At 43.4% G+C, this 25,792-nt stretch carries 23 protein-coding genes and 1 other RNA gene; 20 read left to right on the top strand and 4 right to left on the bottom strand.

The window, feature by feature from the left end; genetic code table 11:
- Both MNR06_RS11120 and MNR06_RS11115 read left to right on the top strand, forming a co-directional pair.
- The gene (locus tag MNR06_RS11120; RefSeq protein WP_243536023.1) at window positions 1–1,233 is read left to right on the top strand and encodes an aminotransferase class V-fold PLP-dependent enzyme; all 1,233 of its coding nucleotides are present in this window, start codon (window positions 1–3) and stop codon (window positions 1,231–1,233) included.
- Window positions 1,230–1,790, top strand: coding sequence for a NifU family protein (locus MNR06_RS11115; protein WP_243536021.1), 561 nt, complete (start codon window positions 1,230–1,232; stop codon window positions 1,788–1,790). Before MNR06_RS11120 ends, MNR06_RS11115 begins: the two co-directional genes overlap by 4 nt.
- 128 nt (window positions 1,791–1,918) lie before the next feature.
- On the opposite strand, the gene MNR06_RS11110 is transcribed toward MNR06_RS11115, so the two are convergent.
- Together MNR06_RS11110 and MNR06_RS11105 are read right to left on the bottom strand one after the other, a co-directional pair.
- Window positions 1,919–2,470 (bottom strand): hypothetical protein, encoded by a 552-nt coding sequence (locus tag MNR06_RS11110; RefSeq protein WP_243536019.1) that lies wholly within the window; start codon window positions 2,468–2,470, stop codon window positions 1,919–1,921.
- Window positions 2,449–4,110, bottom strand: a complete 1,662-nt coding sequence (locus tag MNR06_RS11105) for a hypothetical protein (RefSeq protein WP_243536017.1) — start codon at window positions 4,108–4,110, stop codon at window positions 2,449–2,451. The genes MNR06_RS11110 and MNR06_RS11105 overlap by 22 nt, the downstream gene beginning before the upstream one ends.
- A 553-nt stretch (window positions 4,111–4,663) precedes the next feature.
- Between MNR06_RS11105 and MNR06_RS11100 the strand changes: the two genes are divergently transcribed.
- Window positions 4,664–5,149 (top strand): hypothetical protein, encoded by a 486-nt coding sequence (locus tag MNR06_RS11100; protein WP_243536016.1) that lies wholly within the window; start codon window positions 4,664–4,666, stop codon window positions 5,147–5,149.
- Between the two features lie 45 nt (window positions 5,150–5,194).
- Here the strand turns inward: MNR06_RS11100 and ssrS are convergent.
- Window positions 5,195–5,372: non-coding RNA, 6S RNA (gene ssrS, locus MNR06_RS11095), on the bottom strand.
- Window positions 5,373–5,739: 367 nt separating this feature from the next.
- Between ssrS and xseA the strand changes: the two genes are divergently transcribed.
- From xseA to MNR06_RS11060, 7 genes are all read left to right on the top strand, one after another.
- Complete coding sequence (xseA, locus tag MNR06_RS11090; RefSeq protein WP_243536014.1) at window positions 5,740–7,146, top strand: exodeoxyribonuclease VII large subunit; 1,407 nt, start codon at window positions 5,740–5,742, stop codon at window positions 7,144–7,146.
- A gap of 1 nt (window position 7,147) precedes the next feature.
- Window positions 7,148–7,372 (top strand): exodeoxyribonuclease VII small subunit, encoded by a 225-nt coding sequence (locus MNR06_RS11085; RefSeq protein WP_243536013.1) that lies wholly within the window; start codon window positions 7,148–7,150, stop codon window positions 7,370–7,372.
- 2 nt (window positions 7,373–7,374) lie between these two features.
- A complete protein-coding gene (locus MNR06_RS11080; RefSeq protein ID WP_243536011.1) occupies window positions 7,375–8,244 on the top strand; it encodes a polyprenyl synthetase family protein in 870 nt (289 codons plus the stop codon).
- A 2-nt stretch (window positions 8,245–8,246) separates the two neighbouring features.
- Window positions 8,247–9,014 (top strand): TlyA family RNA methyltransferase, encoded by a 768-nt coding sequence (locus tag MNR06_RS11075; protein ID WP_243536010.1) that lies wholly within the window; start codon window positions 8,247–8,249, stop codon window positions 9,012–9,014.
- A complete protein-coding gene (locus tag MNR06_RS11070) occupies window positions 8,986–9,999 on the top strand; it encodes a patatin-like phospholipase family protein (protein ID WP_243536008.1) in 1,014 nt (337 codons plus the stop codon). Before MNR06_RS11075 ends, MNR06_RS11070 begins: the two co-directional genes overlap by 29 nt.
- A 9-nt stretch (window positions 10,000–10,008) precedes the next feature.
- Window positions 10,009–11,328 (top strand): aminopeptidase P family protein, encoded by a 1,320-nt coding sequence (locus tag MNR06_RS11065; protein WP_243536006.1) that lies wholly within the window; start codon window positions 10,009–10,011, stop codon window positions 11,326–11,328.
- Window positions 11,329–11,519: 191 nt separating this feature from the next.
- Window positions 11,520–13,622, top strand: a complete 2,103-nt coding sequence (locus tag MNR06_RS11060) for an AarF/UbiB family protein (RefSeq protein WP_243536005.1) — start codon at window positions 11,520–11,522, stop codon at window positions 13,620–13,622.
- Between the two features lie 39 nt (window positions 13,623–13,661).
- On the opposite strand, the gene MNR06_RS11055 is transcribed toward MNR06_RS11060, so the two are convergent.
- On the bottom strand, window positions 13,662–14,405 hold the full coding sequence (locus MNR06_RS11055; protein ID WP_243536003.1) for an HAD family hydrolase: 744 nt from the start codon (window positions 14,403–14,405) through the stop codon (window positions 13,662–13,664).
- A gap of 51 nt (window positions 14,406–14,456) precedes the next feature.
- On the opposite strand from MNR06_RS11055, the gene MNR06_RS11050 reads away from it, so the two are divergent.
- From MNR06_RS11050 to MNR06_RS11005, 10 genes are all read left to right on the top strand, one after another.
- The gene (locus MNR06_RS11050) at window positions 14,457–14,915 is read left to right on the top strand and encodes a hypothetical protein (RefSeq protein WP_243536001.1); all 459 of its coding nucleotides are present in this window, start codon (window positions 14,457–14,459) and stop codon (window positions 14,913–14,915) included.
- Window position 14,916: 1 nt separating this feature from the next.
- On the top strand, window positions 14,917–16,548 hold the full coding sequence (locus MNR06_RS11045) for a glycerol-3-phosphate dehydrogenase/oxidase (RefSeq protein ID WP_243536000.1): 1,632 nt from the start codon (window positions 14,917–14,919) through the stop codon (window positions 16,546–16,548).
- Window positions 16,549–16,673: 125 nt separating this feature from the next.
- On the top strand, window positions 16,674–17,708 hold the full coding sequence (locus tag MNR06_RS11040) for a hypothetical protein (RefSeq protein ID WP_243535999.1): 1,035 nt from the start codon (window positions 16,674–16,676) through the stop codon (window positions 17,706–17,708).
- Window positions 17,709–17,810: 102 nt separating this feature from the next.
- Entirely contained in the window at window positions 17,811–18,854 is a 1,044-nt protein-coding gene (locus tag MNR06_RS11035; protein ID WP_015089392.1) for a rod shape-determining protein, read from the top strand.
- A gap of 121 nt (window positions 18,855–18,975) precedes the next feature.
- Window positions 18,976–19,446, top strand: coding sequence for a hypothetical protein (locus MNR06_RS11030; protein WP_243535997.1), 471 nt, complete (start codon window positions 18,976–18,978; stop codon window positions 19,444–19,446).
- Window positions 19,427–20,368 carry a hypothetical protein gene (locus tag MNR06_RS11025; protein WP_243535995.1) on the top strand — a complete coding sequence of 314 codons (942 nt, stop codon included), beginning with the start codon at window positions 19,427–19,429 and terminating at the stop codon, window positions 20,366–20,368. The genes MNR06_RS11030 and MNR06_RS11025 overlap by 20 nt, the downstream gene beginning before the upstream one ends.
- Before the next feature lie 56 nt (window positions 20,369–20,424).
- Window positions 20,425–22,332, top strand: coding sequence for an ATP-binding protein (locus tag MNR06_RS11020; protein WP_243535993.1), 1,908 nt, complete (start codon window positions 20,425–20,427; stop codon window positions 22,330–22,332).
- 34 nt (window positions 22,333–22,366) lie between these two features.
- Window positions 22,367–22,579: a hypothetical protein gene (locus tag MNR06_RS11015; RefSeq protein ID WP_243535991.1), complete on the top strand. Its 213-nt coding sequence runs from the start codon at window positions 22,367–22,369 to the stop codon at window positions 22,577–22,579.
- 82 nt (window positions 22,580–22,661) lie between these two features.
- Complete coding sequence (locus tag MNR06_RS11010) at window positions 22,662–23,393, top strand: fimbrial biogenesis chaperone (protein ID WP_243535989.1); 732 nt, start codon at window positions 22,662–22,664, stop codon at window positions 23,391–23,393.
- Window positions 23,390–25,792, top strand: coding sequence for a fimbria/pilus outer membrane usher protein (locus MNR06_RS11005; protein ID WP_243535988.1), 2,403 nt, complete (start codon window positions 23,390–23,392; stop codon window positions 25,790–25,792). Before MNR06_RS11010 ends, MNR06_RS11005 begins: the two co-directional genes overlap by 4 nt.

The following is a 25,792-nucleotide window of genomic DNA, read 5'->3' as shown; positions in this document are numbered from 1 at the left end:
ATGAGTAGTGCTTTAGATAAAATCTTTGCTGATGTTCGTGGGGAATTCCCGGCGCTAACACAAAAAGTGTATGGCAAGGATTTGATTTATCTTGATAGTGCTGCAACGACTTTAAAGCCTGTTTCCGTAGTAAATCGTATTTCTCATTTCTATTCTTTTGAAACTTCAAATGTGCACAGAGGTGCTCATTATCTTGGTGACGTGGCGACGGGATTCTTTGAATCTTCTCGTCATAGAGTCGCGCAGTTCATTGGTGCTCGCCAACAAGAAGAAGTTGTATTTGTTCGTGGGACTACAGAAGGTATTAACCTTGTCGCTCATTCTTGGGGTTTAACGAACCTACAAAAAGGTGACGAGATCTTGGTTACCGAAATGGAACACCATGGGAACATCGTTCCTTGGCAAATCGTTGCTGAAAAGGTAGGAGCAAAAGTTTTATTCGCAGCTATTCATGATAACGGCGAATTGAACGTCGAAGACTTCAAAAGCAAACTTTCTTCTAAAACCAAGATGGTGGCATTCACGGCTAGTTCCAATGTACTTGGCACTAACACGGATATGCCGCTATTAACAAAATTGGCCCACGATGTTGGCGCCAAAGTCTTAATTGATGGCGCTCAGATCGTTTCCCAAGGCAAAGTCGACGTTCAAGCTATTGATTGTGACTTCTTTGTATTCTCTGCGCATAAACTTTTTGGGCCATTCGGTTTTGGTATCTTATACGGAAAAAAAGAAATCTTAGATCACATGCCTCCTTACCAAGGTGGCGGGGCGATGATTTCTAAAGTGACTACCGAAGGTACGACATTTAATGATGTGCCAATTAGATTTGAAGCGGGAACGCCACACGTCGAAGGTGCCGTGGGCTTGCATGCGGCTATCGATTTTATCGAAAAGATCGGTTTTGATAAAATCCATGCTTATGAAATGGATCTATTAAAAGTAGCGACAGAAAAACTTTCTGCTATTCCGGATTTGAAAATATTCGGAACTGCCGCGAATAAAGGTCCGATTGTTTCTTTTAATTTAAAAGGGGCTCACCACTCTGACGTTGGTCAAATTCTTGACCGTGAAGGGGTCGCTGTTCGCGCCGGAAACCACTGTACTCAGCCATTGATGGCAAGACTTGGTATCCCAGGCACAGTCAGAGCTTCGTTTTCAGTGTATAATAATCACGATGATATTGATGCATTAGTGAAGGCCGTGGTGAAAGCCCGGGAGATGTTATTATGAACGCGCAAGATGTACTAATTCGTATTCAAGCAACACCTAATCCGAACGCTTGGAAGTTCGTATTGGATCGTCCTGTTCTTAACGAAGGCAAAGCGACTTATGCTGATGCTAAGGAAGCAGAGATGAGCATGCTGGCTTCAGCTTTGTTCCAAGTTGAAAACGTTCGCCAAGTTCACTTCTTTCAAAACGTTATCACGATCACTCATAACTTTGATGCTGATCCTGAAGAAGTGCAAAAGAACGTGTGCGCTGTGATTCAAACAAGAATGGCGGCACATAATCCGAACGTCACCCAAGTGGATGAAAAGAAAATGCGCAGAGCAAGTCTGCCACCGGAAGTTCAGCAGATTGAAGAGATCCTTGATCACACGGTTCGTCCTGGATTGCAAGGTGACGGTGGTGACCTGGATGTGGTGAAGTACGAAGACAACAAGCTTTACGTATTTTACCAAGGTGCTTGTGGTACTTGCCCAAGTGCTACATCTGGCACACTGATGGCGATTGAAGGGATTTTAAGAGATCAATTCAACCCAGAAATCGAAGTAATTCCGATGTAGAACCGTTGAAAAACGGCCATCTGACTGCGTTGTCGGCCGTTTTACTACTCTCCGACGTGGCGCTGCCACGCCTCCGTTTCGCAAAACAACCTCCGCCTTGCATCTGACCATTTTTGAACGGTTCTGGCTTAGCGGCGGGATTTGAATTCTGTCCCAAGCTGTTCTTCGGCTGATTTTTTAAGTTCCGGGGCTACGGCCTCGAAAGTTTCTTCTGGGCGGCTAGCTAGAACAGCCGAGTTCCCCATAGCGCGAGTGCCTTGTGCACCGTTTGCTTCTAAAGAAATCAGTCTTTGTTTTTCACGGTTAAAGCCAGAAACAACAAGTCTGACTTCTACGATCTGGCCTGTATGCACGGAAGATAAAGTATCAGAGATGTTTCCTTCTATGACTTCAACACCTTCTGGTAAAGTCCAAGAGTAAGTAAGATCAGAATCCATTTTTTGATTTACAAGAATTCTTCCAAGCAAAGTCACTTCTTCACTGCCTTCTTCTGGAATAATTTCTGGCTGCGCGATTTCGACTTTTAATAAGGCAAGATGCTTCCCCATCGGAGCAGGCTTCCAATGCGTCACAGAAGAAGGTTTGCGTTCAGATTGATTTTTAGAAAGGAAAAAATTCCCCCCGAAAACTCCAACCGCTAATCCTAAGGATAAAACTGTTAAGGTTGTTCTGTTCCACATAGTTGTACTCCAGTTTTATAAACCTTGTAAGTTGAGGTTCCGGTCATCTGGGATTGAGTTTTTCCGTAAGCGTTGATCTTTACGTTCAATACGTAGTAACCAGCGGCCAAGCCGCTTAAGCTCACGGATTCAGTAGTCCCCCCGACAGTGCGGCTGGATTTCGCCACATAATTAGATGAGTATCCGCCATACCAGTGGTCATCTTCAAAGTAGACGTAAGATTTACGGTAAAGAATCAAATCTAAATCGGGAGCATTGCCAGTTGTCGAATAACTAATACTTAAATTCGTGCCGGTGCCATCATGGTAATACAAATAGAAATCATTGTTCATTTGTTGGTGAGAACGATTGATCGGGTCGCTGCCCATTCTGTTTCCGGTTTCAACGGCACCACCGTTAAAAGTAGTCCCGGCACAGGTCGCCGCAGCTAAAAGATAAGCATAATCATGAGTTGTCTTATTCTGTTTTTCTTCACTTAAAATGCTATTCCACTCGGCCCCAGCTACGCCATTTTTAGTAAGAAGCCAGTTGAAAAGACCAGAGTTCGGAATTGGGAAAGAAGTTGTTTTATTTAGACTGTAAGGAAGTGGATTTGAACGACTGTAACCGTTCGTGTTTTCACCTGCAAAAACTTTCCAAATATTTTCAAACGACACGCCACCGCCAGCCTTCGTCAGTGCATAGCTTTCTGTAGTTGCGCGAGTGGATTTATAAAGAGTTCTAGAAATTGAAACCTCACGGAAAGTGCCAGTACCCGCAAGGTCGCCGTACGTACTATCCGGCTCTGAAATATCACTTCCAACGGCAGCAAGGTTGAATTGAACCCCAATACCCGCCGAACCGCCACCCTTGTAGCCGTAGGTATCAACGTAATAATGATATCTTTTAGCTGCAGGAATGCGTGTTTCACTAGCTGAGTTATCAAAAGCGTCAGCACCAGTTAGCACTGCGCCTTGGAAATAATTAGCAAAGCCTTCACTCCATGCCAGACGGGCATCAATGACGAAGTTTCCAGTATGTGAACCGCCTGGTGAAGCGGAATTTCCATAAGTGTCTTCTAAGAAATGGGCATATTCATGAAGGATGACTGAATCATCGAAGTGATCAGTATCAGCGGACTTCACGTCGCCGCTGCTGCCACCTAGAATATATAATTTCTTTTCGCCAGGTGAATAAAATGACAACGGCGCTGAAGATCCAAAATAAGTATAAGGATTAAAGCCCGCTTTCCAATAGACTGTTACCTTATCAGCGACCCACCACTCATCGGAATCTAAAGATGGGGTACCATCATTTGAAGCCCCGTTTTTGTGAATATTGCGACGAATATATTCATTCGCAATTAACACGTTAAACATGATATTAAAGGCGCCACCTTCAATCTTCGTTGAAGCACTTTCATTAGCTTCTGCATAGACAGGGCTAGCACTTAAATCTAAAGTTCCAGATGCGATATCGGAACTAGAGATCGTAAAGGATTTGGAAATCGAATAAGGTGTATTCGAATAAATATTTTCTAAAACGCTAATCTTTGCGTAATCATTAAATGAACGTGAATACACTTTCAAAGTGTAGGTGCCAGCAGTTTTTGGCATTTCAAAAATCGCATGGCCCGAAGTATTCGTTTCACCTTGTTGCACACGTTTTCCAGCAGAATCATAAACGTGGAATTCAGCAAAAGGAATCGCTACAGCATTTCCTGCGGCTACAACACTTCCTAATCCGTTATTTACTCCACCAGGTGTAAAGTCTAATTGTGGCGATAAAGGAACTTTGCTGCGATAGTTACAGTGACAGGGTCAGCAATGTCAGTCGGGGTGCCGTAGTAAGTTGGTTCTGTTGCGGCTGGAGAATTGGAAGATGAGTCGTTACTCTCAAAGGAGCCGCCACCACATGCTGATAAAACTAGAGAGAGAGCTATAACAAAAGCCCTGATATTCCTAACTAAACTCATACTGAGCTTATCGGACTTAAGGATATGTGACTGAACGATTCGAGGGCTAAAATGTTACTAAAAGTCTTGGTGAAAGCGTCGAACTTCTAAACAGCTTGTATCACCTTGAAACGGGGAAAGAGCTTGCTAAGTCCCGGTAAATTTCTTTGAACGAAATCTTGTGGAGCATATTGAGAACTTGCAGATTGAATTCAGTCTCAGCGGAACTATGCTATTCGTATTCGCGAAAGGACACTTCTATGAAATTATTCACTTTGGGTTTATTACTTCTATGGTCTTCTACAAGTTTTGCAGCCGTCGAATTTGCGTCACAAAAAGATGCTTTTGTGATTCACGGCAATTCCTTAAGCTGCATGGCTTTTGAAGATGGATCGACTGTGCCTGACATTCTTTCGCCCTACGTTGATATTCCGCAGATTCGTATTTCTAATTTAACTGCGACTCCTTATTTACCGATCATGCTGACTTTGAAATTCTCTTCGTCATTGGGAGCAAACGAGTGCGTTTACCATGATTATAAATTGGCGGCTTTAGGAATTCCTAGCAAGATGAAGCCAAATGAAATCTTAGACCTAGGTTGCACGATGAAGTGTGGCGGCTTAAAGATTGGTTCAAAAGAATCAGTGACTGCGACTTTGGAACTTCTTGGTTTTACCGAAGACGCTAACGGAATGTTAACTCCAGTCAGGCTTGAAAAATATATTCAGATTATTAATGCTCGCTAGGGAAATCTCAATCTGAGACACAAAAGCGATCGGGCGTAGAAATAAAAAAAAGGCCCGATGGCTACTCTGAAACCTAAACCTGTTTTAGCTAAGGTGGGTCACCATGATAACAACTTTAGGCTTCTCAGTACGAGCTGAGCTTGCTCACCATTGTCAGGGACGGTCCCCAATTATATGCTTGTAAGGTTTATTTTCGATGAGCTTTACGCCGTCGAACCCTATTTCATAATATTATCACGTCTCTTATTTCCGTCAATAATCCAAGACTCTTACTTTCCCGCAAAACTCCGATAAATTGAATATGACACCTGAAAAGTTAGATTTTATTTTTCCTTTCGTCGTTTTTTTGTATGGACTACTTATGGTAGTTGTGCTGGAAAATCCTTTCCTGGTGCGGATTGGCCAAGAGCGCATGGGAGAGATGTATCAGAACTTAGCGCGCCATAAATCCCTTGGCTGGGTGTGTTTCTTTGTCGGCGGGCTATGGGCCGCACAAAACGTTTGGTACTCCTCTTTATAAGAGTGAAAACCTAAGAATAAAGTCTGCGTGACTTGACTCAAACGGCCCCCAGGATTAGCCTTGGGCGCGTATGTCTGACGTCTCTAATCAAGCCCTTAGAAAATCCGAAATTTCTGCGCAACTAAGCCTTGGCGCCAATGAAGTTTCCACAAAAAGCAATGAGCCTTCAGTTCTTTCTGTTGAACAGTTGAATGTTTACATCAAACAACTGCTTGAAGGCCAAGTCGGTGTGATTTGGGTGAAGGGTGAGATTTCAAATTTCAAAGCTCACACCTCAGGGCATTTCTATTTCAGTTTAAAAGATTCTAAATCGCAAATCACAGCGGTGATGTTTCGCGGGAACAACGCGCGTTTAAAATTTAAACCGACGGACGGCATGGAAGTGATCGTTCGCGGTCGCATTTCTGTGTATGAGCCGCGCGGTAACTATCAGCTAATGTGTGACATGATGGAGCCTGTCGGTGCTGGAGCTTTGCAAAAAGCTTTTGAGCAACTGAAGATGAAATTAAAAGCCGAAGGCTTGTTTGAATCGGCTCGTAAAAAACCGATACCAACTTTCCCTCGTCATATTGCGGTTGTTACTTCTCCGACGGGTGCGGCGATCCGCGATATTTTAAATGTTCTTTCAAGACGCGCTCCAAGCATTCAAGTGACTGTGGTGCCAACCATCGTTCAAGGTGAATCTGCGGCTCCGCTGATTGGGGAGGCTTTAAGAAAGGCCATCAATCTTCCGGATGTTGATGCAATCATTGTTGGTCGCGGTGGAGGTTCCATTGAAGACATGTGGTGCTTTAATAACGAAGTGCTAGCAAGACAAATTGCCGCAAGTCCCATTCCGATCATTTCGGCCGTAGGCCATGAGATTGATTTTACCATTGCCGATTTCGTCGCTGACTTAAGAGCGCCAACGCCATCAGCAGCGGCAGAGCTAGTCGCGAAAAGCTCTGGCGAGCTAAGTGCTAAGATTAAAAACTTCGAGCGCTTGCTTGCTTTCAGTCTTGAAAAAAAGATGAAGCTTTTGCATCAACGAATCTTAGGTTTATCAAAAGGCTTAATTGATCCTCAAAGACGTTTGCAGGATTTAAATCTGCGTAACGACGATCTTTTAAATCGTCTTGAATTTGCCTTAAGAAGATTGTTTTCAGTTCGTCATCACAAAGTGGAATTGTTAACGGAAAAACTGGGAACGCCAGAAGATCTGATCGATGAAAAAAGAAAAGATCTGGAATTCCTAATGGCTCGCGCAGATAAAGCGCTTGTGCACTCTTTAGATCGTAAAAGATCCAGCCTTTCTAAGTATATGGCTATTTTAGATAGCCTAAGCCCATTGAAAGTAGTGGACCGTGGTTATTCGATTGTAACCAAAAATAGCGAAGTAATTAAGGCAGGTGGTCAGGTGAAAAAGGGAGACCTTATCGATATTCGCTTGGCTGAAGGATCACTGACTGCTGTTGTCGACAGCGTGAAGGGAAAATAAAATGGATTTCGAAAAAAAATTAGGCCGTCTTGAAGAGATTGTGCAAAAAATGGAAAAAGGCGATTTGGCATTAGAAGAATCCCTGAAACTTTTTGAAGAGGGCGTGAAACTTTCTAGAGAGTGCAACCAACGTCTTACAGATGCTGAAGCAAAAGTTAAAATTTTGATGTCAGTAGGTGCCGACGGTAAACCCGTAGTGGCTGACTTTACCCCAGAGGAAAACTAGTTTTGGATTTCGCCATTCAGCTTGATCAAGAAATCGCCGCCCGCACACACGCTGTGAATCAGTATGTAGAGCAGTACTTTGAAAAAATGCAGCTTCCCATGGGAGATGCCATTTTAGAATTACGCAAGGCCATGGTTTATTCAGGCACCAATGGCGGAAAAAGATTCCGTCCGGTTTTATCTTTGTTAGTGGGAGAGCTTTTTGGTTGTGACCCAAGTAAGATGTTACCTTTTGCTGCTGCGGTTGAATTTATTCACACATATTCTTTGATCCATGATGATTTGCCATGCATGGATAACGATGACATTCGCCGTGGTAAACCGACTAACCACAAAGTCTTCGGTGAAGACTTTGCTTTGCTTGCGGGTGACGCTTTATTGACGGAAGCTTTCTTGCTAGTGGCAGAAGGTTATAGCGATACTACAGTTCTAGTCGGACAATTAACTCGTCTTCTTTCAGAAGCTGCCGGTATTCGCGGCATGGTGGGTGGCCAAGCCATTGATCTTCGCGCGGGTGATCGTCGTTTCACGAAAGAAGAACTTAAGCATTTGCATCTGTTAAAAACGGGAGCATTGATTCGCGTTTCCGTGGAAGGTGCCGCAATCATCGCAGGCGCAAGACCTTCTGAAATCGAAGCTTTAAAAAAGTTCGGTGAAGGTTTGGGGATCTCGTTCCAAGTCGCTGATGATGTATTAGATCACGGTGAAAAAGAACAAGACATCCGCAGCTTCACTGGCATCATCGGTTTAGAAGAAACTAAGCAGTACCTTAACGAGCTTAGTAAAAATACTTTAGCTGAACTTCACAAAGTCTCTGCTGAAGCACCGATGCTTGAATATCTAATTACCTACAATCAAACCCGTAAGGTTTAGTCATGTCTGAAAAGTCGCGCTTAGATGTCCATCTTGTTGAAAAGGGACTGGCTCAATCGCGCACCCATGCTCAAGAACTTATTGAATCTGAGCAGGTGTTTCTTGTTCAAGGAACGCAAAAAAAAGTTTTAAAGAAATCTAGTTTTGCAGTCACGGCCGATATGTTTATTGAAGTGACTTCAGGTCCTGCCAATCGGTTCGTTTCCCGTGGGGGACTAAAACTCGAAGGTGCATTAGAGCATTTGAAACTGTCTGTTGCCGGAAAAAAAGCACTAGATGTGGGGATTTCGACTGGTGGATTTACGGACTGCCTTTTAAAAAATGGTGCTGAGTTCGTCCTGGGTGTGGATGTTGGTCACGGCCAAGTTCATCCAAGTCTGTTATCTGATCCCAAGTTAAAAGTAATCGAAGGCATTAATGCCAGAGGCCTTTCCCAAGATTCCACTGTCGCTGCTGCAGTTCCGAAAGAAAAATTCGATCTGATCGTGATGGATGTTTCATTTATTTCCATTTCTTTAATCATCCCGGAACTGATTGGCTTTCTTAAGACTGAAGGCTGTCTTTTAAGTCTTGTTAAGCCCCAATTTGAGGTCGGCGTTGACGGCCTTGCAAAGGGGGGTATAGTCAAAGATGCCTCACTGTTTAAGGACGTTGAAAATAAAATTAAAAAGATCTGTTTAGAACAAAACTTAAAAGTGCTGGATTATTTTTCTTCGCCGATTCAAGGAAAGGACGGAAATAATGAGTTCTTTATCTTCGCGCAAAAATAAATCTCCTGTGATGCGAGCTACTTGCGGGGCGCTAGCTCTGTTATTCATGGTGGGTTGTCAAACGATCCGCACTAGAAAAGATGTACCTAAGCAACCTGTGCCTCGTCCGGGTCAACCGAGCGCGCCAGTGGGGCAAGCGCCAATTCCGGATCGTGATGATGAAGAGGAAATTGCGGAAGTTCCACCTGCACCGCCACCTCCACCAGCACCTGTGATTCCCACGATGCCTAGAATCGGAATTATCTTAGGCGGCGGGGGAGCAAAGACTTTTGCGCACATTGGTTTTTTGCACGAGCTGACTCGCGCGAAAGTTCCTGTGCAAGCAATTGGGGGCGTAGAGTTCGCAGCACCTATGGCAGCACTCTATGCCAATAAGGGACTTGCTAACGATGTAGAATGGCAGATGTTTAAGTTAAAGGATGAAGAGATTTTAAAAAAGTCACTGTTAGGTGCTGCTAGCAAAAATGTCGACGTCACCAACCTTCGCGATTTCTTAAACGTGGCATTCAACCGTATTAAACCTGAAGACTTCAGAGTTCCATTTGCTTGCCCGGCAAATAGCTTAAAGAAAAACCAGGTGTATCTGATGAATCGCGGCAGTGTGGATCAAGTCATGTATCAGTGCATGGCTTATCCGCCGTTCTTTAAACCTTATGAGGGTGTTGTTGCCGGGGTTCGCGATATCACGGCTTTAGCTAATTACCTAAGATCTAAAGGGGCGAACTTCATCGTTTTCGTTAACGTCCTGCAGCCACCTTCTGCGGGTAAAGCCTATGTCCCTGATCCTTCGGGGACCGATAACGTCTTATGGGCTGAGATCGCGGGATCATATAGTAAGCCTTTGCCAGGAATTGATTCTGTCATTTCCCTTGAGACATCAGGTTATGATATTATGGATTTTGAAAAACGTCGTGAGATCATGGCGAAGGGTGCTGATTCAGCCGCTCGCCAATTAAAAACTCTTACGCGCAAATGGGGCCTTTAGGAGAGCACAATGAGAAAACCCACTTTTGATATGAGTATTTTTGCAGAACGTAGAAAAAAAGTCGGTCAAGAAATTACCGGCGGAGCTTTAGTGGTTTCTGCTCACCCCGAGCACATTCGTAATCACGATGTGCACCACCCTTATCGTCAGGATTCAAACCTGTTTTATCTAACAGGTTGGGAAGAACCAGAATCTATTTTGATTCTTCGTCCTGGCATGAATCCAGAATCAGTGATGTTCGTACGCCGTCGCGATCCTGAAAGAGAAACTTGGGATGGCTTCCGCTATGGACCAGAAGGTTGCGAGCGCGAATTTAAAATCGACAAAGCCTATCCAATTGATGAGTTCACGAAAGTGGCCCCGCAATTGTTAAAGGAAGTCGATCGCGTTTACTATCGCCTTTATAAAAATAAAGAGCTTGATGAACAAATGGCGGGCATCCTGCAAACTGTGAAACAGATGAGCGGCCGTACTGGTTATGGTTTGCTGTCTATTCATGACGCTGACACCTTACTGGGTGAACAACGTTTGATTAAATCAGAATACGAACTGACGCAAATGCGTGAGGCGTGTGAGATTTCTGCCCAAGGTCACTTGGCGGCAATGCGCTTTACTCGTCCTGGTGTTACTGAAAGACAAGTTCAAGGTGTGCTTGCCCATCATTTCTATATGAAGGGTTCAGCGCGTGAAGGTTATCACCCAATCGTTGCATCAGGAAATGCAGCAACGACTTTGCACTATAACTTTAACGATCAAGTCTGCAAAGACGGCGATCTTTTATTAATCGACGCTGGTGCTGAATACAATTACTACACAGGTGACATCACTCGCACTTTCCCAGTCAGCGGAAAGTTCACTGATGAACAAGCGCGTGTGTATGAAGCTGTACTAAAAGTACAAAAGGCGATCCTTGATTACGTAAAACCAGGAATCGTGTTTAAAGATTTACACGATATGGGCACTTCGCTTTTAACCGATGCGATGCTTGATCTTGGTTTGTTGTCAGGTCGTAAAGATGATTTGATTCAAGCCCTTGCACAGAAAAAATACTACCCACATGGCATCGGTCACTGGTTAGGTATGGATGTGCATGATGCTGGTTTGTACTATAAAAAGAACGAACCACGTCCACTTGAAGCCAACATGTGCTTTACTGTAGAACCAGGTTTGTACATTCCTGCAGATGATTCTTCAGCTCCAGCGAAATATCGCGGTATCGGTATTCGTATCGAAGATAACATCCGTGTTACTTCAAGCGGCTGTGAGAATATGACTTCATCAGTTCCTAAAGAGATTGCGGATCTAGAAAAAGTCGTTGGCAAAGCTTAATCAATTTAGAATTTCATTCTTAAAAGGCGCGAGGAAGCTTGCGCCTTTTTTTATTTTAGCATCACAAATCAAAGTGCCATTCTTGCGCACTGTAAAAGCATTTCCCTCTTAGAACCCCATATAGTGGCGATTAGTAAGGCCCAAGGCATGCATATTTAATCCCGTGAATTCGGAAAATTCGGGAGTGTATCATGTTGAGACAAATTAAATTTGCAGTCATAGCTCTGTTTTTGGTCCTAAGATTTGCGTCGGCCGCACCGGCAAGTTCGGGTGGCGAGCTTTATTTGTCGTTCGAACAACGCTTGGCAATGACCTATGCCTTGGTAGCGCAAGGTGAAGGCGAAGCTAAGAAAGAGGAAATCCTAGATCGCGCTAAAAAATATTTTGGTGGCGTTTATAAAGCTGAAGTCAAAGAAGTTAAAGTGAAAAACTTTGGCGAGTTCATGGCGCAATTTCGTGGCGAATGGCCTGACACCCACAGTGTTGCACTTGATTTAGATCTGATTGAAAAACGCGGTCCGCGCGCGATGATGACCTTCAAATCTGACAGCCCACGCGTGCAAAGACAAATTGATCAATATATTGAATGGCAACAAAACAAGCTTAAAGCCATGGTTGAAAAAAACGGTGGGGCTTCGCAATTACAATTAGAAGCCATCGGCAGTCAGATTCTGGCGTTAGCACAAAATCCAGATGGAATGAAGATCGCTGAAAAATGGGCGATGAATGAAACTGACGCTCTTTTAACGGACCGTATGAAAGAATTAGACCGCGTTGGTGAAAAAATGGCGGAATCAAGTTTTGCCCAACAACAAGATGCGACGATGCGTATTTTCATGCAGACGATGTTCAGTGAATATTTCTCTCGTCTAAGCCCAGCTTCTAAGAAACTTATCGTTTCCTCTTATTTAGGTGGAAATTTAAATCTTACAGACATGCAGAAGTTTGAAATCATGGTGCAAAATAGCGGTCCGCAATTGCAAAAGCTTTTGCAGGTTGTTGCTCGCCAGGCTGATTTGAATCCAGAGATGCTTGAAGTCTTCAGACGTCTTGAAAACTCAGTACGACCAGTACCATGGGTTCAGGTCAACGACATGGTCGATGCTGAAAAGAAAAACTATCAATTCGAGTACTTTGAAAGAAAGGCGTTGGGCGTGGGCACAATGGCGCAAGTTCACCGTGCAAAAATCGTTTTAGATGGAAAACGCCAAGACGTGGTTGTGCGCTTTATTAAACCAAATATTGAAGACCGTGTAGCAGAAGATAAAAGAATCCTTACTGCAGTAGCTGAAATTCTAGATAGCAATCCTGAATTTAGAAAAACAGGGGCGCCGAAGCTTGCTCCAGTAGTTGAAGATATCACCGCCACGGTGACGGCAGAGCTTAACCAAGAAGATACAATTGAAAGACAAAAGATCGCTAAGACTCGTTACGAAAAAACTGTTTTAATGAACACTCCAGAATATAAAAACTGGATTGAGTTTCATGTACCGGCTCTTTATGAAGGTAAAGGCAAATCAGAGTTCATGGTTCAAGAAATGGTTATCGGCAGAAAACTTGATAAAGAAGTCGCGACTTACGCATCTGTGGCACCGGGCTTGAAAAAGAGCGTGATTGAAGCCATGGCGCGCGTGTGGGCTAGCGAAGTTTTATTTGGTGGTGGTTTCTACCACTCAGATCTGCACCAAGGTAACTTCATGATTCAGCTGACGGATCCAAAAATTCGCGTAAACATTCTTGATTACGGAATGGGCGGTGTTTTGCCAGAACATTTGCAACGTCAGGTGATGGTATTAGGTGCGGGTACTGAATTAAAAAATCCTGAGTTGATCGCTCGTGCCTTCTGGAGAATGAGCAATCAGGCGCAAAATACCGTGAATGAAACTCAATTTAAATCTTTGGTTCAAGAGCGCATGAAGAACATTCTTTCTGGAAAAGAAAAGAATGCTTCCATCGAACATTGGACCGCGTGGGCCATGGATCACGGTTTAAAACTTCCCTATGAGTTTATTAGTTTAAATCGCGGCATGGTGATCGTGAATAAGCTTTTAGCAGATAGCGGAAGCTCTTTATCGATTTCTCAACTTATGAAGTCACTGGCGAAGTCTCACCCGATGCTTATGTATAAGCGTTTAGTGATTCAAGAAAAGATCTCTCATAAGGATCTAGTAAGACTTGGTTGGGCAGAATTAAAAGACATGTGGTCTTCATCGCCAAAAGTCACGGAAGCCGCTAAAGCGGTGGAAAAAGCCCCAGAAGCTTTAATGGGTGTTCGCTGCGAAATGGTATTCTAAATTAGATTAACGGGCCCGCAGAAATGCGGGCTTTTTTTTTTAGATAAAACGGTGAGAAAGCCATCCGAATTTTTCAGCGTTCTGCTGAAGTTCAAATTCAGTTTTAAATAACTTATCATCACGAGCTGCGGCGCTGACCGCTAAGCTTAAATGCGTGGCATTTTGCAGTAATTGATAGTCACCCATCGTGTTACCCGAAGCAAAGAATGGCTTTTTGCCATTCGTTGCCGCAAGCAAAGCGTCGACCTTCCCTTGGCGATAAGTGATGATGCCTTTTTGTTGATCGTTGATAATCCCGTTTTCCACATGGGTTTCCACACCTAACACGCTATCTTTGGTTAAACCCAAAATCTCAGCACCCGGTTCGACAGCCCACTTCACTGAGGCGGTTACGACATAAACTTTGACGCCTTTTGAAAGAAACAAATCGATCAGCTTTTTTTGCTCTAAGAAGATCGGAAGGGGATGCTGCTCTTTAACGCCTTCAACAGCCCATTGATGAATTTGCTGCAGGCTTTGACCTTTGCAAATTTGAGCTAGCCAAAGGTAGGCTTTCTCCGGATTTTCAGCCTTCATATCCTCATAGTGTTCGAACGGATGTGGGGGCAACGGTGCAAGTTTATTGTCGATTTGATAATGAAAGAAAGTTTCGCCAAGATCGATATCCCACAAAGTTCCATCCGCATCAAAAGCTGCTACGGGGTTGGGATCTTCTTTTAAAACTTGGTCCAGTGTTGTATTTATGCGGCTCCAGATGTCTGTGGAATAGTCTTTGTATTTCATAGGCGCATAGTATGAAATAAGAAAAGAAAAATGACAAGGAGACCCCAGGCAATGACCCTTTTTTGCCGCGTGATTCAGCCGGAAGATTTGCAAAATATTTTGGACTTAGAAACTAAGAAGCTTACCGAAGCCTATCCGGATGAAATGGAACGCATGATAGCAAGCTGGAACTCTAAACATAGAGTTGAAGCTTTAAATCATTACATCGCTTTGGGATGGAGTTTTCTAGCTCTAGATAAAGAAACCAATCAACTGATGGGTTATTTTATCGCACAACCTTTGTTGTTCTTTGATGGCCACACCCAATCTTTGTGGGTCGAACATGTTCAGCACAACTCTTTGCAGGCTCGCGATGAATTGTGTGAATTGGCGTATAAGTTAGGCCGCGAAAAAAATCTGCAACGCGTATACTTCCCGAATGAAAACGGAGTCCCGAATTCAGTAAAAGGTTTTAAACCCGAAGGCTGGCAGCCGGGAACACTTTCTGTCAAGACGACAAAGGGATCTTAAAATGAAAAATTTCTCTTTCGCTAATCGCATCCAGAATATCAATAAGATGAAAAATCAAGAATTTGATCTGGTCGTCATCGGGGGAGGAATTAACGGAGCAGGAGTCGCAAGAGACGCCGCTGCCCGCGGAATGAAGGTGGCCCTAATTGAAGCCCGCGATTTTGCTTCAGGGACTTCTTCAAAATCGAGCAAGCTCATTCATGGTGGAATTCGTTATCTAGAAAACATGGAATTCAAATTAGTGTTTGAAGCTTTAAATGAACGAACACGTCTATTTGAAATGGCTCCGCACCTAGTGCACCCATTAAGATTTATGATTCCGCTTTATGAAGAAAGCCGTGTCGGCATGGCAAAAATGGGAATGGGCATGTGGTTATATGATGCTCTTTCCTTATTTCAAGCTCCTGAAATGCACGAACGCTTAAACCCGCGCATGACCGCGGAACGTATGCCTGCAATTCGCACGACGAACCTTTTAGGTTCTTACATTTATTCTGATGCTTACATGGATGATGATCGCTTGGTGCATGAAACTTTGCGTTCAGCAAATGAACTTGGTGCTACATGCGTAAATTACGTTAAGGGCATCGGTGCAGATTTCGATCATGGTCACATCACCGGCGTAAGATGTATTGACCAGGTTTCTAAGGAAAAATTCACTATCAAATGTCGTCACGTGATTAGCAGTGTGGGACCGTGGACTGATGAACTAGGACAAAGTTTATTTTATGATTGGAAAAAGATTCTTCGTCCAACCAAAGGTATTCACTTAACTTTACCAAAACATCGCCTGCCACTTTCAAGTGCGGTGGTGATGGGCGCAGAAAAAAGTGAACGTATTGTCTTTGGTATTCCTCGCCATGAAATGATCATTATCGGAACTACAGATACAGATTTTAAAGAAACGCCTGAGGAAGTGACGACCACGCCTGAAGACGTGGTTTATTTGCTTAAAATTATCGATCACTATTTCCCTCAAGCTGAACTGACAGCCCATGATGTGATTGCAAGTTACGCGGGCGTACGACCGCTAGTGCATGACGGCTCTTCTAGTGAAGGAAAAACCAGCCGCGAACATACGATTATCAACGATCCTCGCGGAGTGACTTTTGTTGCTGGTGGAAAATACACAACTTATCGTTTGATGTGCCAGCAGACGGTGGATAAAGCTCTTCATTATTTTTCAATCGAAGATCGCGCTCGTTTTTCCGCGGTTAATACAGCCGTCCCATTAAACTCGTACACTTCGCCTGAATCTTTCCAGCAAGCTTTAAGTTTTGCTGATGTATGGGCAAGTGAAACAGGCAAATCCAGTGCAGATATGACTTTACTAGCTGAACGCTATGGAATGGAAGGGGAGCAGATTTTAAATAAATACTCTTCTGCTTACAGTTATTTGCAACTTGAAGCTGCCCAGGCCATCGATGCAACGATGTGCTTACATCTTACGGATTTTTATGCGCGCAGAGTTCCGTTATTCTTAGCCGACCGAAACCACGGGTTGCATAACCTTGATGAAATCGGTGCTGTTTTCCAAGAAAAGCTAGGATGGAGTGAAGCTCGTTTGAAGGAAGAGCAGCATCAGCTTTCTGAATACATGGCTAAAGAAATCGAATGGAAAAGACATTTTTAGGACGCCCTGATTTGGCAGGCTGTCTAACTTTTTGATAGTTGTTAAGTCTATAGACTTCTTTAAATCTTTTTAACTCTGGCAGGATCCTTGAAACAACGGCAGTTGGTTCGTAAGGAGGATTTGCCATGCAATTCAAATCAACCATCACTTTTACACTTTTAGCTCTATCATTGGGCGCTTGCTCTAATGGTGGCGGTGGTTCTCCTTTAACTCCAATTAAACCCGTGGCAACTCCGACTCCAGCCACGCCAGCGGTCCCAGGTACCTTTGAGGAACTAAGCTATACTTTTACAGAAGCCAATCGCTGCACGACTGGCACGCACAAGTTCAATAACAAAAAAGACTTCTGTAACGCTCTTTTAGATGATGCTCGCAACCAGAACTGCGCAAGAAATGAACGCTCCCACGCGTATTCGGCGCAATGTTCAGGGACTCAACCGACACGCATTGAAACTTTACCGGCTTATAGCGCCATTCGCTGTGTTGTGAACGCCATGGATCTAAAAGACCGTTCTTTTTTTGGCAAACTCAATATTTTTAACCCGCAACGCCAGCAAAGTTTCACTGACATGCCTTGGAATGGAAGAAAATCAGAAGAGTTTGGGTTAATGTCTCTATTGGGTGGGCAATATGGTCGTTCTCGCTTTATTGCAACCCCGGCTAGGGCTGAACACTCAGCATTGGGCGAAGTGCAGCTTTCTCAAAATAAAGGTATCGATAGCTTTTCGGTGCGCGCCGGTTTGGGTTCGCAACTGAGAACGGTAGTAACCAATCATTATACTCAAAAAGAAGTCGAAACAGTTTGTCTTTCTGATAAATCTTTTAGAAGAAAAACCGCTCCGTCGAATCTGATTCGCTGCTCTTACCATCTTGGAAAAATCGGTGAAAACCGCAGGGCACAAGAGTTTTCAGTTCACTGGGATGGTCAAGCTAACTTAAGAAAAGAAATTCTAAGTGCTCGCTCCGGCGAGTCAGTGATGATGACTTTAAAGCCTGGATCTTTATCTCAGCAATCCCGTATCGAACTTCACGCTTCTGATATCGACGGTGAAAAAACCATCGTTGCAGAAAGTGCCATCGATGAAGGTCTTGAGCTTCGGTACCGAGGTCATGAAAACAAGACCGACTTCTTTGTCATCTGTGCGCCCGCGTCAAAATAACTCGCTTGCTGGTCTAAATATCTGCATTGACTCTGGTTTTTATAGAACCTAGACTTGAGGTGTTTAAGCCACATGAATTGACTTCTGAAGTGAGATTTCAGCATGAGTTTTTTTGACAAAGTTCAAGATTATTTTTCTAACGATATTGCCATTGACCTTGGCACCGCCAACACCCTTGTTTACGTAAAAGGCCGTGGCATTATCCTCGATGAACCTTCAGTGGTTGCAGTTCAAAAGAACTATCGTGGAATGCAAAATCGCGTTCTTGCTGTTGGTAAAGAAGCCAAAGATATGTTGGGTCGTACTCCAGGCAGCATCGTTGCTATCCGCCCAATTAAAGACGGCGTTATCGCTGACTTTGAAGTTACTCAAAGCATGCTTAAGTACTTCATCGGTAAATCACTGGGTGAAAAGAAATCTTTCATCAGACCAAGAATCATCATCTGCGTTCCTTACGGAATCACTCAAGTTGAAAAACGCGCGGTAAAAGAAGCTGCTCAGTCAGCTGGTGCACGCGAAGTTTATTTGATCGAAGAACCAATGGCAGCTGCTATCGGTGCGGGACTTCCAATCACTGAACCATCTGGAAACATGGTTGTTGATATGGGGGGCGGTACTACGGGTGTAGCAGTGATTTCGTTGGGCGGTATCGTTTACTGTAAATCAATCAAAGTTGCTGGTGATAAGTTTGATGAAGCAATCGTGAACTACGTTCGCCGTCAGTTCAACTTGTTGATCGGTGAAAGAACTGCTGAAAATATCAAAATCCAAATCGGTAACGCTTACCCATTTGAAGAAGAAAAATCGATGGAGATCAAAGGTCGTGACCTAGTGGCAGGCGCACCTAAGACAATCGAAATCACTTCTTCACAAGTAAACGATGCTTTGATGGATCCTTTGTCTGAAGTTGTTGATGCTGTTCGTACAGCGCTAGAAAAAACTCCACCAGAACTTGCTTCTGATATCGTTGATAACGGGATCGTTCTAACAGGTGGCGGAGCATTGTTAGCTAACCTTGATGTGCTTTTGAGAGAAAGAACTGGCTTGCCAGTTTCTATCGCAGAAGATCCATTGTCTTGCGTGGTTATGGGGTCTGGAAAAGTTCTAGATCAACTAGACCTGCTAAGACAGCTTACAGTGGACTAAGCCACTCGCATGAAGAGGCCCCTGACGGGGCCTTTTTTATTTCCGGCCTTCCAGATAGTTCGTTGACTGACAAATCATAAAAGCTGCCCAACTAGTTTTTGATCCATTAAGATATCCCAGTATGACTGAAGCAGATGTGCAATCCATTGCATTGTTTTTCTATTTTTCTTTATTGGATGATCAAAAAGCGATCGAAGCTTCGTCGCAGGCTTTAGCCATTGGTCGAGCACGCCAGCAAAGAAATCCTGAATTAAAAAGCTCTGTGGCGATTGTCGCTGCAACAAAAACTGTCTGGGATAAGTATAAATCGCGCGTTTCAAGAGGTCGCCCCAATACCACCGTAGAATCTGGCTGGCTAATTCCCGAAGGAACTGATTTAGGTCCTTGGCGTGAGTTTCAGAAGTCAGCCTCTGAAGATGAATTGTTAACGGTGATCTGGTCTAAAATTTTAAGAATTGATGATGATGATATTTCAGAGGGACTGGGTATCACTCAAGGAACTATCCGCTATCGTTTGGGAAGAGCCCTTCGCAAGTTAGGTAGCATGACTCAAAGTGTGAGTAAATTTAAGCATGGCACAGGAAAACAATAAGATCCCTCTTTCAAAAAAGGGTCGCAGAGACGTTTCGCCTTTCATCGGGCATGAACTTCTTTATGACTATCTAACGGGAAGCTTAGATAAAGAGCGTCGCAGTGCCGTTGAAGATCACGTGAAGTTTTCAAGAGACGCGCAACTTGATTTATCAAAAATTCAAAGCGGCCAACTGTATGCTGAAAAGTTAGCAGATACGGTGGTATCTCAGCCCATCATCACCCAGATCAATACACCTTCTAGTTATTTATCTGTCTTGATGCAAAAGTCGAATTTTGAAAAGTGGCCCCAAGGTTTAAAATGGGGGCTTGAAGCTTTGGTAGTTGTTGCTGCCATCGTCACTGTTTTATCCATCACTCCATGGCAAAAAGTAATGGAGATTGGTTCTAACACAGGTTCAAAAGAAGTCATCTTAGCTGAAGTTGAAAAAACGGGAACAACTCTGGTTGTTGAAGATACGCCTCAGTTCGTCGATGAAGGTGTAAGCCCGAAAGACTCTTCAACTGCGGCAAAACAAGTTACCGCTACTCCAACTCCGACAAATACGGCAGCACCAACTCCAACCCCTTCGCCTACAGCGAAAGTAGCTGATACGAAAGCGGATGCATCAACAACAGCGTCTGCAATGGGGGGCGGATTTTTATATCGTGGAACGATCGCTCTTACGAATATCGATGATGCTGCCCCGAAAATTAATGAAAAAATCAGAGAGCTGGGTGGCCGTAAAGCCGGTTCCGTGGAATTAGGTTGGAAGAAAACTCCGAACTCACTTTATTATCACTTCACAATTCCTGAAGCGAAATACCAAGATCTTATGACCTTCCTTGGAACCTATGGTTCACCAAGAATGGGCAAAGAAAAACATCCGCGTGTCATGCCTGACGGTATTGTGCGTATGATTATCACCGTGGATGAAAAGTGAAAATTTTAAGACGGAAACCTAAAAGATCACTACGAACTATTTTAATAGTTTGGTTTGTGCTTTTTACGGTGGTTCCGTTAGCATTCGTTACTGGCTATTCGATGTTGAAATACGAAAAGGCCATCGACTATGAACTTTCACAGCGTTTAAGTGGTAATGCTCGAGAGATCGATTTAGTTCTTAAAGATATCCGTACAAATTTGCAGGAAAAGCGTGATCGTTATTCCCGTGATCCAAGTCTTCTTTATCACCTTACAGTCGGTGATGGTGCGACGATTCGTTCGATTGCTTCGCAATGGATGAAGACGGACGGCATTTCAAGTCTGACTTTCTTTAATCGTGAAGGCCGCATGTTGGCTTCGGTATTTAGGGATGACAAAGAAGTTTTAAGAAGTTTTTTGCCTGTGCAGGATGCCGTCTTTTTATCAGCGAAATACATGGCTGAACTTAAAGAGCAGAAAGAAATCGCCCTTTCAGAAGCTAGAGAAAACCAAAAGTACAATTTGATTTTAATTTCTAAGGTGACTGGCCCCGGCGGTCGCTTAGTGGGTTACGTTGAACAAGTCGTTGATTTAAATAAAAGCTTTGCGATGAGATTAAAAAATCGCCTGAAGCTTGAATTGATTTTCTTTAAAGATAACGGGCAAGTAGTCGTCGCCAGCCACCCGGATTTTTATCTTTATAAAAAAGATTTCTTCCGCCCTTATGTAAAACCAGGTGGGGAGCCCTTCTTTGATTTAAATATTCGCTCTGTACCCTATGGTTTTTTGATCTATCCACTTTCTTGGGGAATCACAAAATTTTCAGTAGCATTGGGCGCTTCAAAAAGTGAAGCGAAAGCTGTTTTAAAGAATGTAAACTACGCATTCATAACAGTTGTTGGCGCGGTCGTCGTTCTTCTTATCTTCACCATTTTTGTAACGTCCAACTGGGTATTAAAACCTTTATATGACTTGGTGGACGCTTTACAATCATTCGAATCCCAAGAACAAGCCGTTACCATTCCAGTAAAAAATGACACAGAAATCGGTCTATTAACTGAGTCGTTTAATGAAATGAGTAAAAAGATCTGGCAAGCCCGTTCTGATCTACGTAAGAAAATCAGCGAGCTAGAATCCGCAAATAAAGAACTTAAAGACACACAAACGAAACTTGTTCACTCAGCTAAAATGGTAAGCCTAGGGCAGCTCGTGGCCGGCGTTGCTCATGAACTAAATAACCCAATTGGTTTTATTTATAGCAACATGACTCATCTTAAAGAATATTCAGAAAAACTGATTACCCTTGCTGAAATAGCTGAAAAAGATCCACCGAAACTGCCCGCGCTTAAAGAAGAATTTGAATTTGATTATATCGTTAAAGATTTACCGAAACTTGTGGCTTCTTGCCAGGATGGTGCCCGCCGTACGCGTGATATCGTTTTAGGTTTAAGAAACTTTTCGCGCTTAGAAGAAGCAAAACTGCAAGAGATCGATGTGCAGCAAAGCTTGGATACCACTCTTAATCTTTTACAAGGTGAAATTAAAAATAGAATTGAAATTCATAGACAGTATGAGCCGACTCCGTTGATTCACTGTTATGCCAGCCAGATTAATCAGGTCTTCATGAACATTCTTTCAAACGCGGTGCAGGCAATTGATGGAAGTGGTCATATTTGGATTTCAACGACACCACTTAAAGATTTCAAAGGCTCAAAAGACAAACGGGGCTTTGTACAAATCTCAATTCAAGACAGTGGCAAGGGCATGTCTGCTGAAACTTTAGAAAAGATTTTCGATCCATTCTTTACTACTAAGGGTGTTGGCCAAGGTACAGGTTTAGGACTTAGTATCTCTTATGGAATAATCCAAAATCACGGGGGAGAAATTCAAGCGCGCTCGGAAGTGGGCGTGGGGACTGAATTTATCGTGATTATCCCAGTTTTCCCCCCAATTCAAGAGAAGAGCCCATCGTTACTAACCTAAAGCTTTAGTCTAGGTCCGCCGAAGAGTTTTAAGTATGAGAACTATATTGGCTTTATCTCTATTAACGATGTCATCAAGCGTATTTGCAAAGGGCAAAGGCGGCGTGAAACTTTCTGGTGTCGTTCCCATGGCTGCGGAGGTGGTTATCGCTGATAATGGAAGCGTTGTAAACAAGGGCTCAAAGGACTTAAAGGTAAAAGTCCAAAAGCGGGGCCCAGCCTCTGTAGTCACAGTTTCTGCTCCTTAAGCTCGCTGTCTAAAGACTAGTTGTTAATTTCTTTTATCATTCTTGAATTCCACCACGTATTTTCATCGCATAATCTTGATATATGCCTGGAAAATTCAGTAAATTCGCGATCTTTCTATTCTTGTTTCCGACGTTTTGCTTTGCTTTTCGCTTAACCCCGATGGTCGTTCATTTCGCGCCAAGCGGAGCAAAATCAACGCAGGTTCTAACGGTAGAAAATACGGGCACTGATAAAATCCCAATACAGATTGAAGCTTTCACACGCACAACGGATGCAAAAGGCGAAGAGGTGCGCAAGAAAACGGAAGACTTCACCATCTATCCAGAGCAGCTAGTGCTTTTACCAAAAGAAAAAAGAAATATCCGTGTTACCTGGGCAGGCGAACTTAACGGTAACACCGAAAAAGCCTATCGTATTGTCGCGGCCCAGCTGCCGATCGAGTTTCACGAAAAAAATGCGAAAGCCCAGCAAGCCTCTGTAAATTTAAAATTCCTTCTTCAGTACGTGGCTTCAGCTTACGTCACACCTCAAGATGCGGTGTCTAAGATCCGGGTGACTAGTGTAGAAAAGAAATCAAATCGCAACCTTGTTTTAAAAATTAAAAACGAAGGCACGGCCCACCAAGTTCTTAGAGTTAAACAAATTAAAATCTTTGCTGGCGATAAACTGCTGACATCGTTGGAACCAGGCAAATCCTTTGACGGCGTTAATATCTTAGCAGGGGCGGAACACAGTGTCCCTGTGGCTTCCGCTAAAGATATCGTCGAAGGAAATTTAAAGGCTGAATTAGAATTAGCGGAGTTCCACGATTGAAGTTCCTTTTAGTTCTTCTATTTAGCTTTATTACTCTGCTTTACAGCACAAATGCTTTTGCTGGTGTTCGCCCTGCATTGCCTAAGCCGTATTTTGTCGCGCCTTTTATTCTCGATAACAAAGTAGTGGCAGAAGCTTGGGTTTTTCCACGCGACGACAGAAAACAATTTGTCGTAGAATCAAAACCCCTTTTGCAAACCTTAGAAAACATTTTAAAAGAGCCTCAATATAAGGAGCTAGAACGTCGTGTTCAGCCCGAAAATGTATTATCCCTTTATGATCTTGAAGCGGTGGGTATTTCCGTACGCTTTGATGAAAAAACATTAGAGCTAAAATTGGATGTTCCATTATCTCAAAGAAGAACCAATGAACTGGATTTAAATTATGCGGAAGGTGCTAATCAAAAGTATCTTCGCCCTTCAGCGCATAGCGGATATATCAACCTTCGTCTTTTACAAGCCTATCAATACGGTGCAGATGTTCCGGCAGAAGAAAAAATGCCACTGACGGCCCATGTAGATCTGGTAGAAAATATTCGCGGTTTTACTTTTGAAACCATGGCTGAATATTTAGAAAGTGATGAATATCCATGGCAACGCCAGGACACGCGTCTGCGCTTCGATAATGAAGACAAGATGCTTCGTTTCACCTTGGGTGATCTAACGTTGTTAGGTCGCGGCTTTCAACAGTCTCCGAATCTTGGTGGTGCTTCCCTGGTTCGTGATTTTTCAATTCAGCCCTATAAAACTCTTCGACCTCTTAGTAATAGCGAAATCGTTATTAAAAGGCCTTCGCTAGTTGAAATTTTTGTGAATGGATTTTTATACAGTCAGCTTCGCCTGGCTCCAGGCGTATTCAACATCCGTGATTATCCGCTGGCGGTGGGACAAAACAGCGTAAAAGTAAAAATCACCGACGATCTTGGACAAGTAGAGATTTTTGACTTTTCAATTCTTTTTGAAAACACGTTGCTAGGAAAAGGTGTCCATGAGTTTTCCTATGCTGCCGGCTTCCCCTGGGAAGTTTCCGGTGCGGATCGTGCTTATGATAATACAGCTGCGATGACGACGTTTTATCACCGCGTGGGCTTAACTAACGAAGTCACATTTGGTTTTAATTACCAAAACTATTTAAGCCAAGCCATGACGGGCTTAGAACTTTCAGGTATTTCCACGTTAGGTTACATGTCCTTAGAAGGTTCTTACGCTACGAATGAAGCCCAGCAAGAAGCGTCGGCGCAACGATTCCGCTATCGTTCGATTGAAAGAATGTTTGGCAAAGACATTCCAGTTACTTTGGCACTGGAAACGGAAAATCGTGATTCTGCATTCCTTCCAGTTTCTCCTGCTCCGATCACTTCTTCATTCCTAAGAAGGTATGACGGGCAACTTAATTACCGTTCACCAGCCCAATGGGTATGGGGGATTGGGACTGGGGTTAATGAAGTTACCACCGGTGAAAACTTAAGAAGCTATCGCACGAACGTGTTATTCACTTTAAATCCACAGACGCGCATGGAATTTAGTTTAAATAGAACAGTTGCTGAAACTGAAGAAGATCGCGGACTGATTTCATTTTATTGGACGGAAAGACAAGGTCGTTTAAGCGCAAGCGCCTACTATGATAGTTCGCAACGCAATTCTACGGTGTCGGTCAGTCGCAATAATATTTATAAGTATGACGACTATAGGCTTAATGCCTCGGTTCATAATCAAGATAATGAAACTACCGGGTCTTTATCCGGCGAATACCTATCCCAGGCGTTCAGTTTAAGATTAGATCATTATTCACAAGCCAACTTAAATACCACGGGCTTGGGATTAAATACGGGTTTAGCGTGGGTAGGTAATTCTGCAGCATTTACCCAGCCAATTTATGATAGCTTCGTTTTACTAAGAACGAACTCACTTCCGCCAGGCAGAAGTATTGTCATTAATCCTTCGGGTGAAAAAGGGGAAGCGCAGTTAGGTCCAGGCACGTCCGTCGTTTTAAGAGATCAATCTGCTTATTATAAACATTTTCTAAGTGTTGATACGACCTCTTTGCCGATGGGTTATTTACTAGATCGCGAGTATTTTGGCACTCAACCGACTTATCGCAGTGGTATTGCGTTGGATTTAGTGTTTAAAAAGCGCATCCTGGTCAAAGGCAGACTGGTTGATGCTAAAGGCGAAGGCTTGCAATTTATCGCCGGTGATATCGTGAATTCCCAGGGCCAGCTTGTCGACAATAGCTTCTTCACCAATAAAAATGGTGGCTTCGTGATTGAAGGACTTGAACCTGGCAGTTACACTTTGACGACATCAGAACCTAATCTAGAGTCAGTGCAATTTAAAGTTGAAGAAGTATCTTCAAACCAACTGAACCTGGGCACTATTACGGTAGGAAAGGAGAACTAA

This window comes from Bdellovibrio reynosensis, assembly GCF_022814725.1.
Lineage (GTDB): Bacteria > Bdellovibrionota > Bdellovibrionia > Bdellovibrionales > Bdellovibrionaceae > Bdellovibrio > Bdellovibrio reynosensis.
The sequence above is the reverse complement of the archived record's forward strand: the minus strand, read 5'-3'. Positions and strand labels throughout refer to the sequence as shown.

Coding starts and splice junctions, on each gene's coding strand:
- MNR06_RS11015 (WP_243535991.1), top strand. CDS start 22,367: ATGAGAACTATATTGGCTTTATCTCTATTAACGATGTCATCAAGCGTA.
- MNR06_RS11055 (WP_243536003.1), bottom strand. CDS start 14,405: ATGAAATACAAAGACTATTCCACAGACATCTGGAGCCGCATAAATACA.
- MNR06_RS11100 (WP_243536016.1), top strand. CDS start 4,664: ATGAAATTATTCACTTTGGGTTTATTACTTCTATGGTCTTCTACAAGT.
- MNR06_RS11025 (WP_243535995.1), top strand. CDS start 19,427: ATGGCACAGGAAAACAATAAGATCCCTCTTTCAAAAAAGGGTCGCAGA.
- MNR06_RS11110 (WP_243536019.1), bottom strand. CDS start 2,470: ATGTGGAACAGAACAACCTTAACAGTTTTATCCTTAGGATTAGCGGTT.
- MNR06_RS11030 (WP_243535997.1), top strand. CDS start 18,976: ATGACTGAAGCAGATGTGCAATCCATTGCATTGTTTTTCTATTTTTCT.
- MNR06_RS11120 (WP_243536023.1), top strand. CDS start 1: ATGAGTAGTGCTTTAGATAAAATCTTTGCTGATGTTCGTGGGGAATTC.
- MNR06_RS11115 (WP_243536021.1), top strand. CDS start 1,230: ATGAACGCGCAAGATGTACTAATTCGTATTCAAGCAACACCTAATCCG.
- MNR06_RS11065 (WP_243536006.1), top strand. CDS start 10,009: ATGAGAAAACCCACTTTTGATATGAGTATTTTTGCAGAACGTAGAAAA.
- MNR06_RS11045 (WP_243536000.1), top strand. CDS start 14,917: ATGAAAAATTTCTCTTTCGCTAATCGCATCCAGAATATCAATAAGATG.
- xseA (WP_243536014.1), top strand. CDS start 5,740: ATGTCTGACGTCTCTAATCAAGCCCTTAGAAAATCCGAAATTTCTGCG.
- MNR06_RS11070 (WP_243536008.1), top strand. CDS start 8,986: ATGAGTTCTTTATCTTCGCGCAAAAATAAATCTCCTGTGATGCGAGCT.
- MNR06_RS11050 (WP_243536001.1), top strand. CDS start 14,457: ATGACCCTTTTTTGCCGCGTGATTCAGCCGGAAGATTTGCAAAATATT.
- MNR06_RS11085 (WP_243536013.1), top strand. CDS start 7,148: ATGGATTTCGAAAAAAAATTAGGCCGTCTTGAAGAGATTGTGCAAAAA.
- MNR06_RS11010 (WP_243535989.1), top strand. CDS start 22,662: ATGCCTGGAAAATTCAGTAAATTCGCGATCTTTCTATTCTTGTTTCCG.
- MNR06_RS11075 (WP_243536010.1), top strand. CDS start 8,247: ATGTCTGAAAAGTCGCGCTTAGATGTCCATCTTGTTGAAAAGGGACTG.
- MNR06_RS11060 (WP_243536005.1), top strand. CDS start 11,520: ATGTTGAGACAAATTAAATTTGCAGTCATAGCTCTGTTTTTGGTCCTA.
- MNR06_RS11040 (WP_243535999.1), top strand. CDS start 16,674: ATGCAATTCAAATCAACCATCACTTTTACACTTTTAGCTCTATCATTG.
- MNR06_RS11035 (WP_015089392.1), top strand. CDS start 17,811: ATGAGTTTTTTTGACAAAGTTCAAGATTATTTTTCTAACGATATTGCC.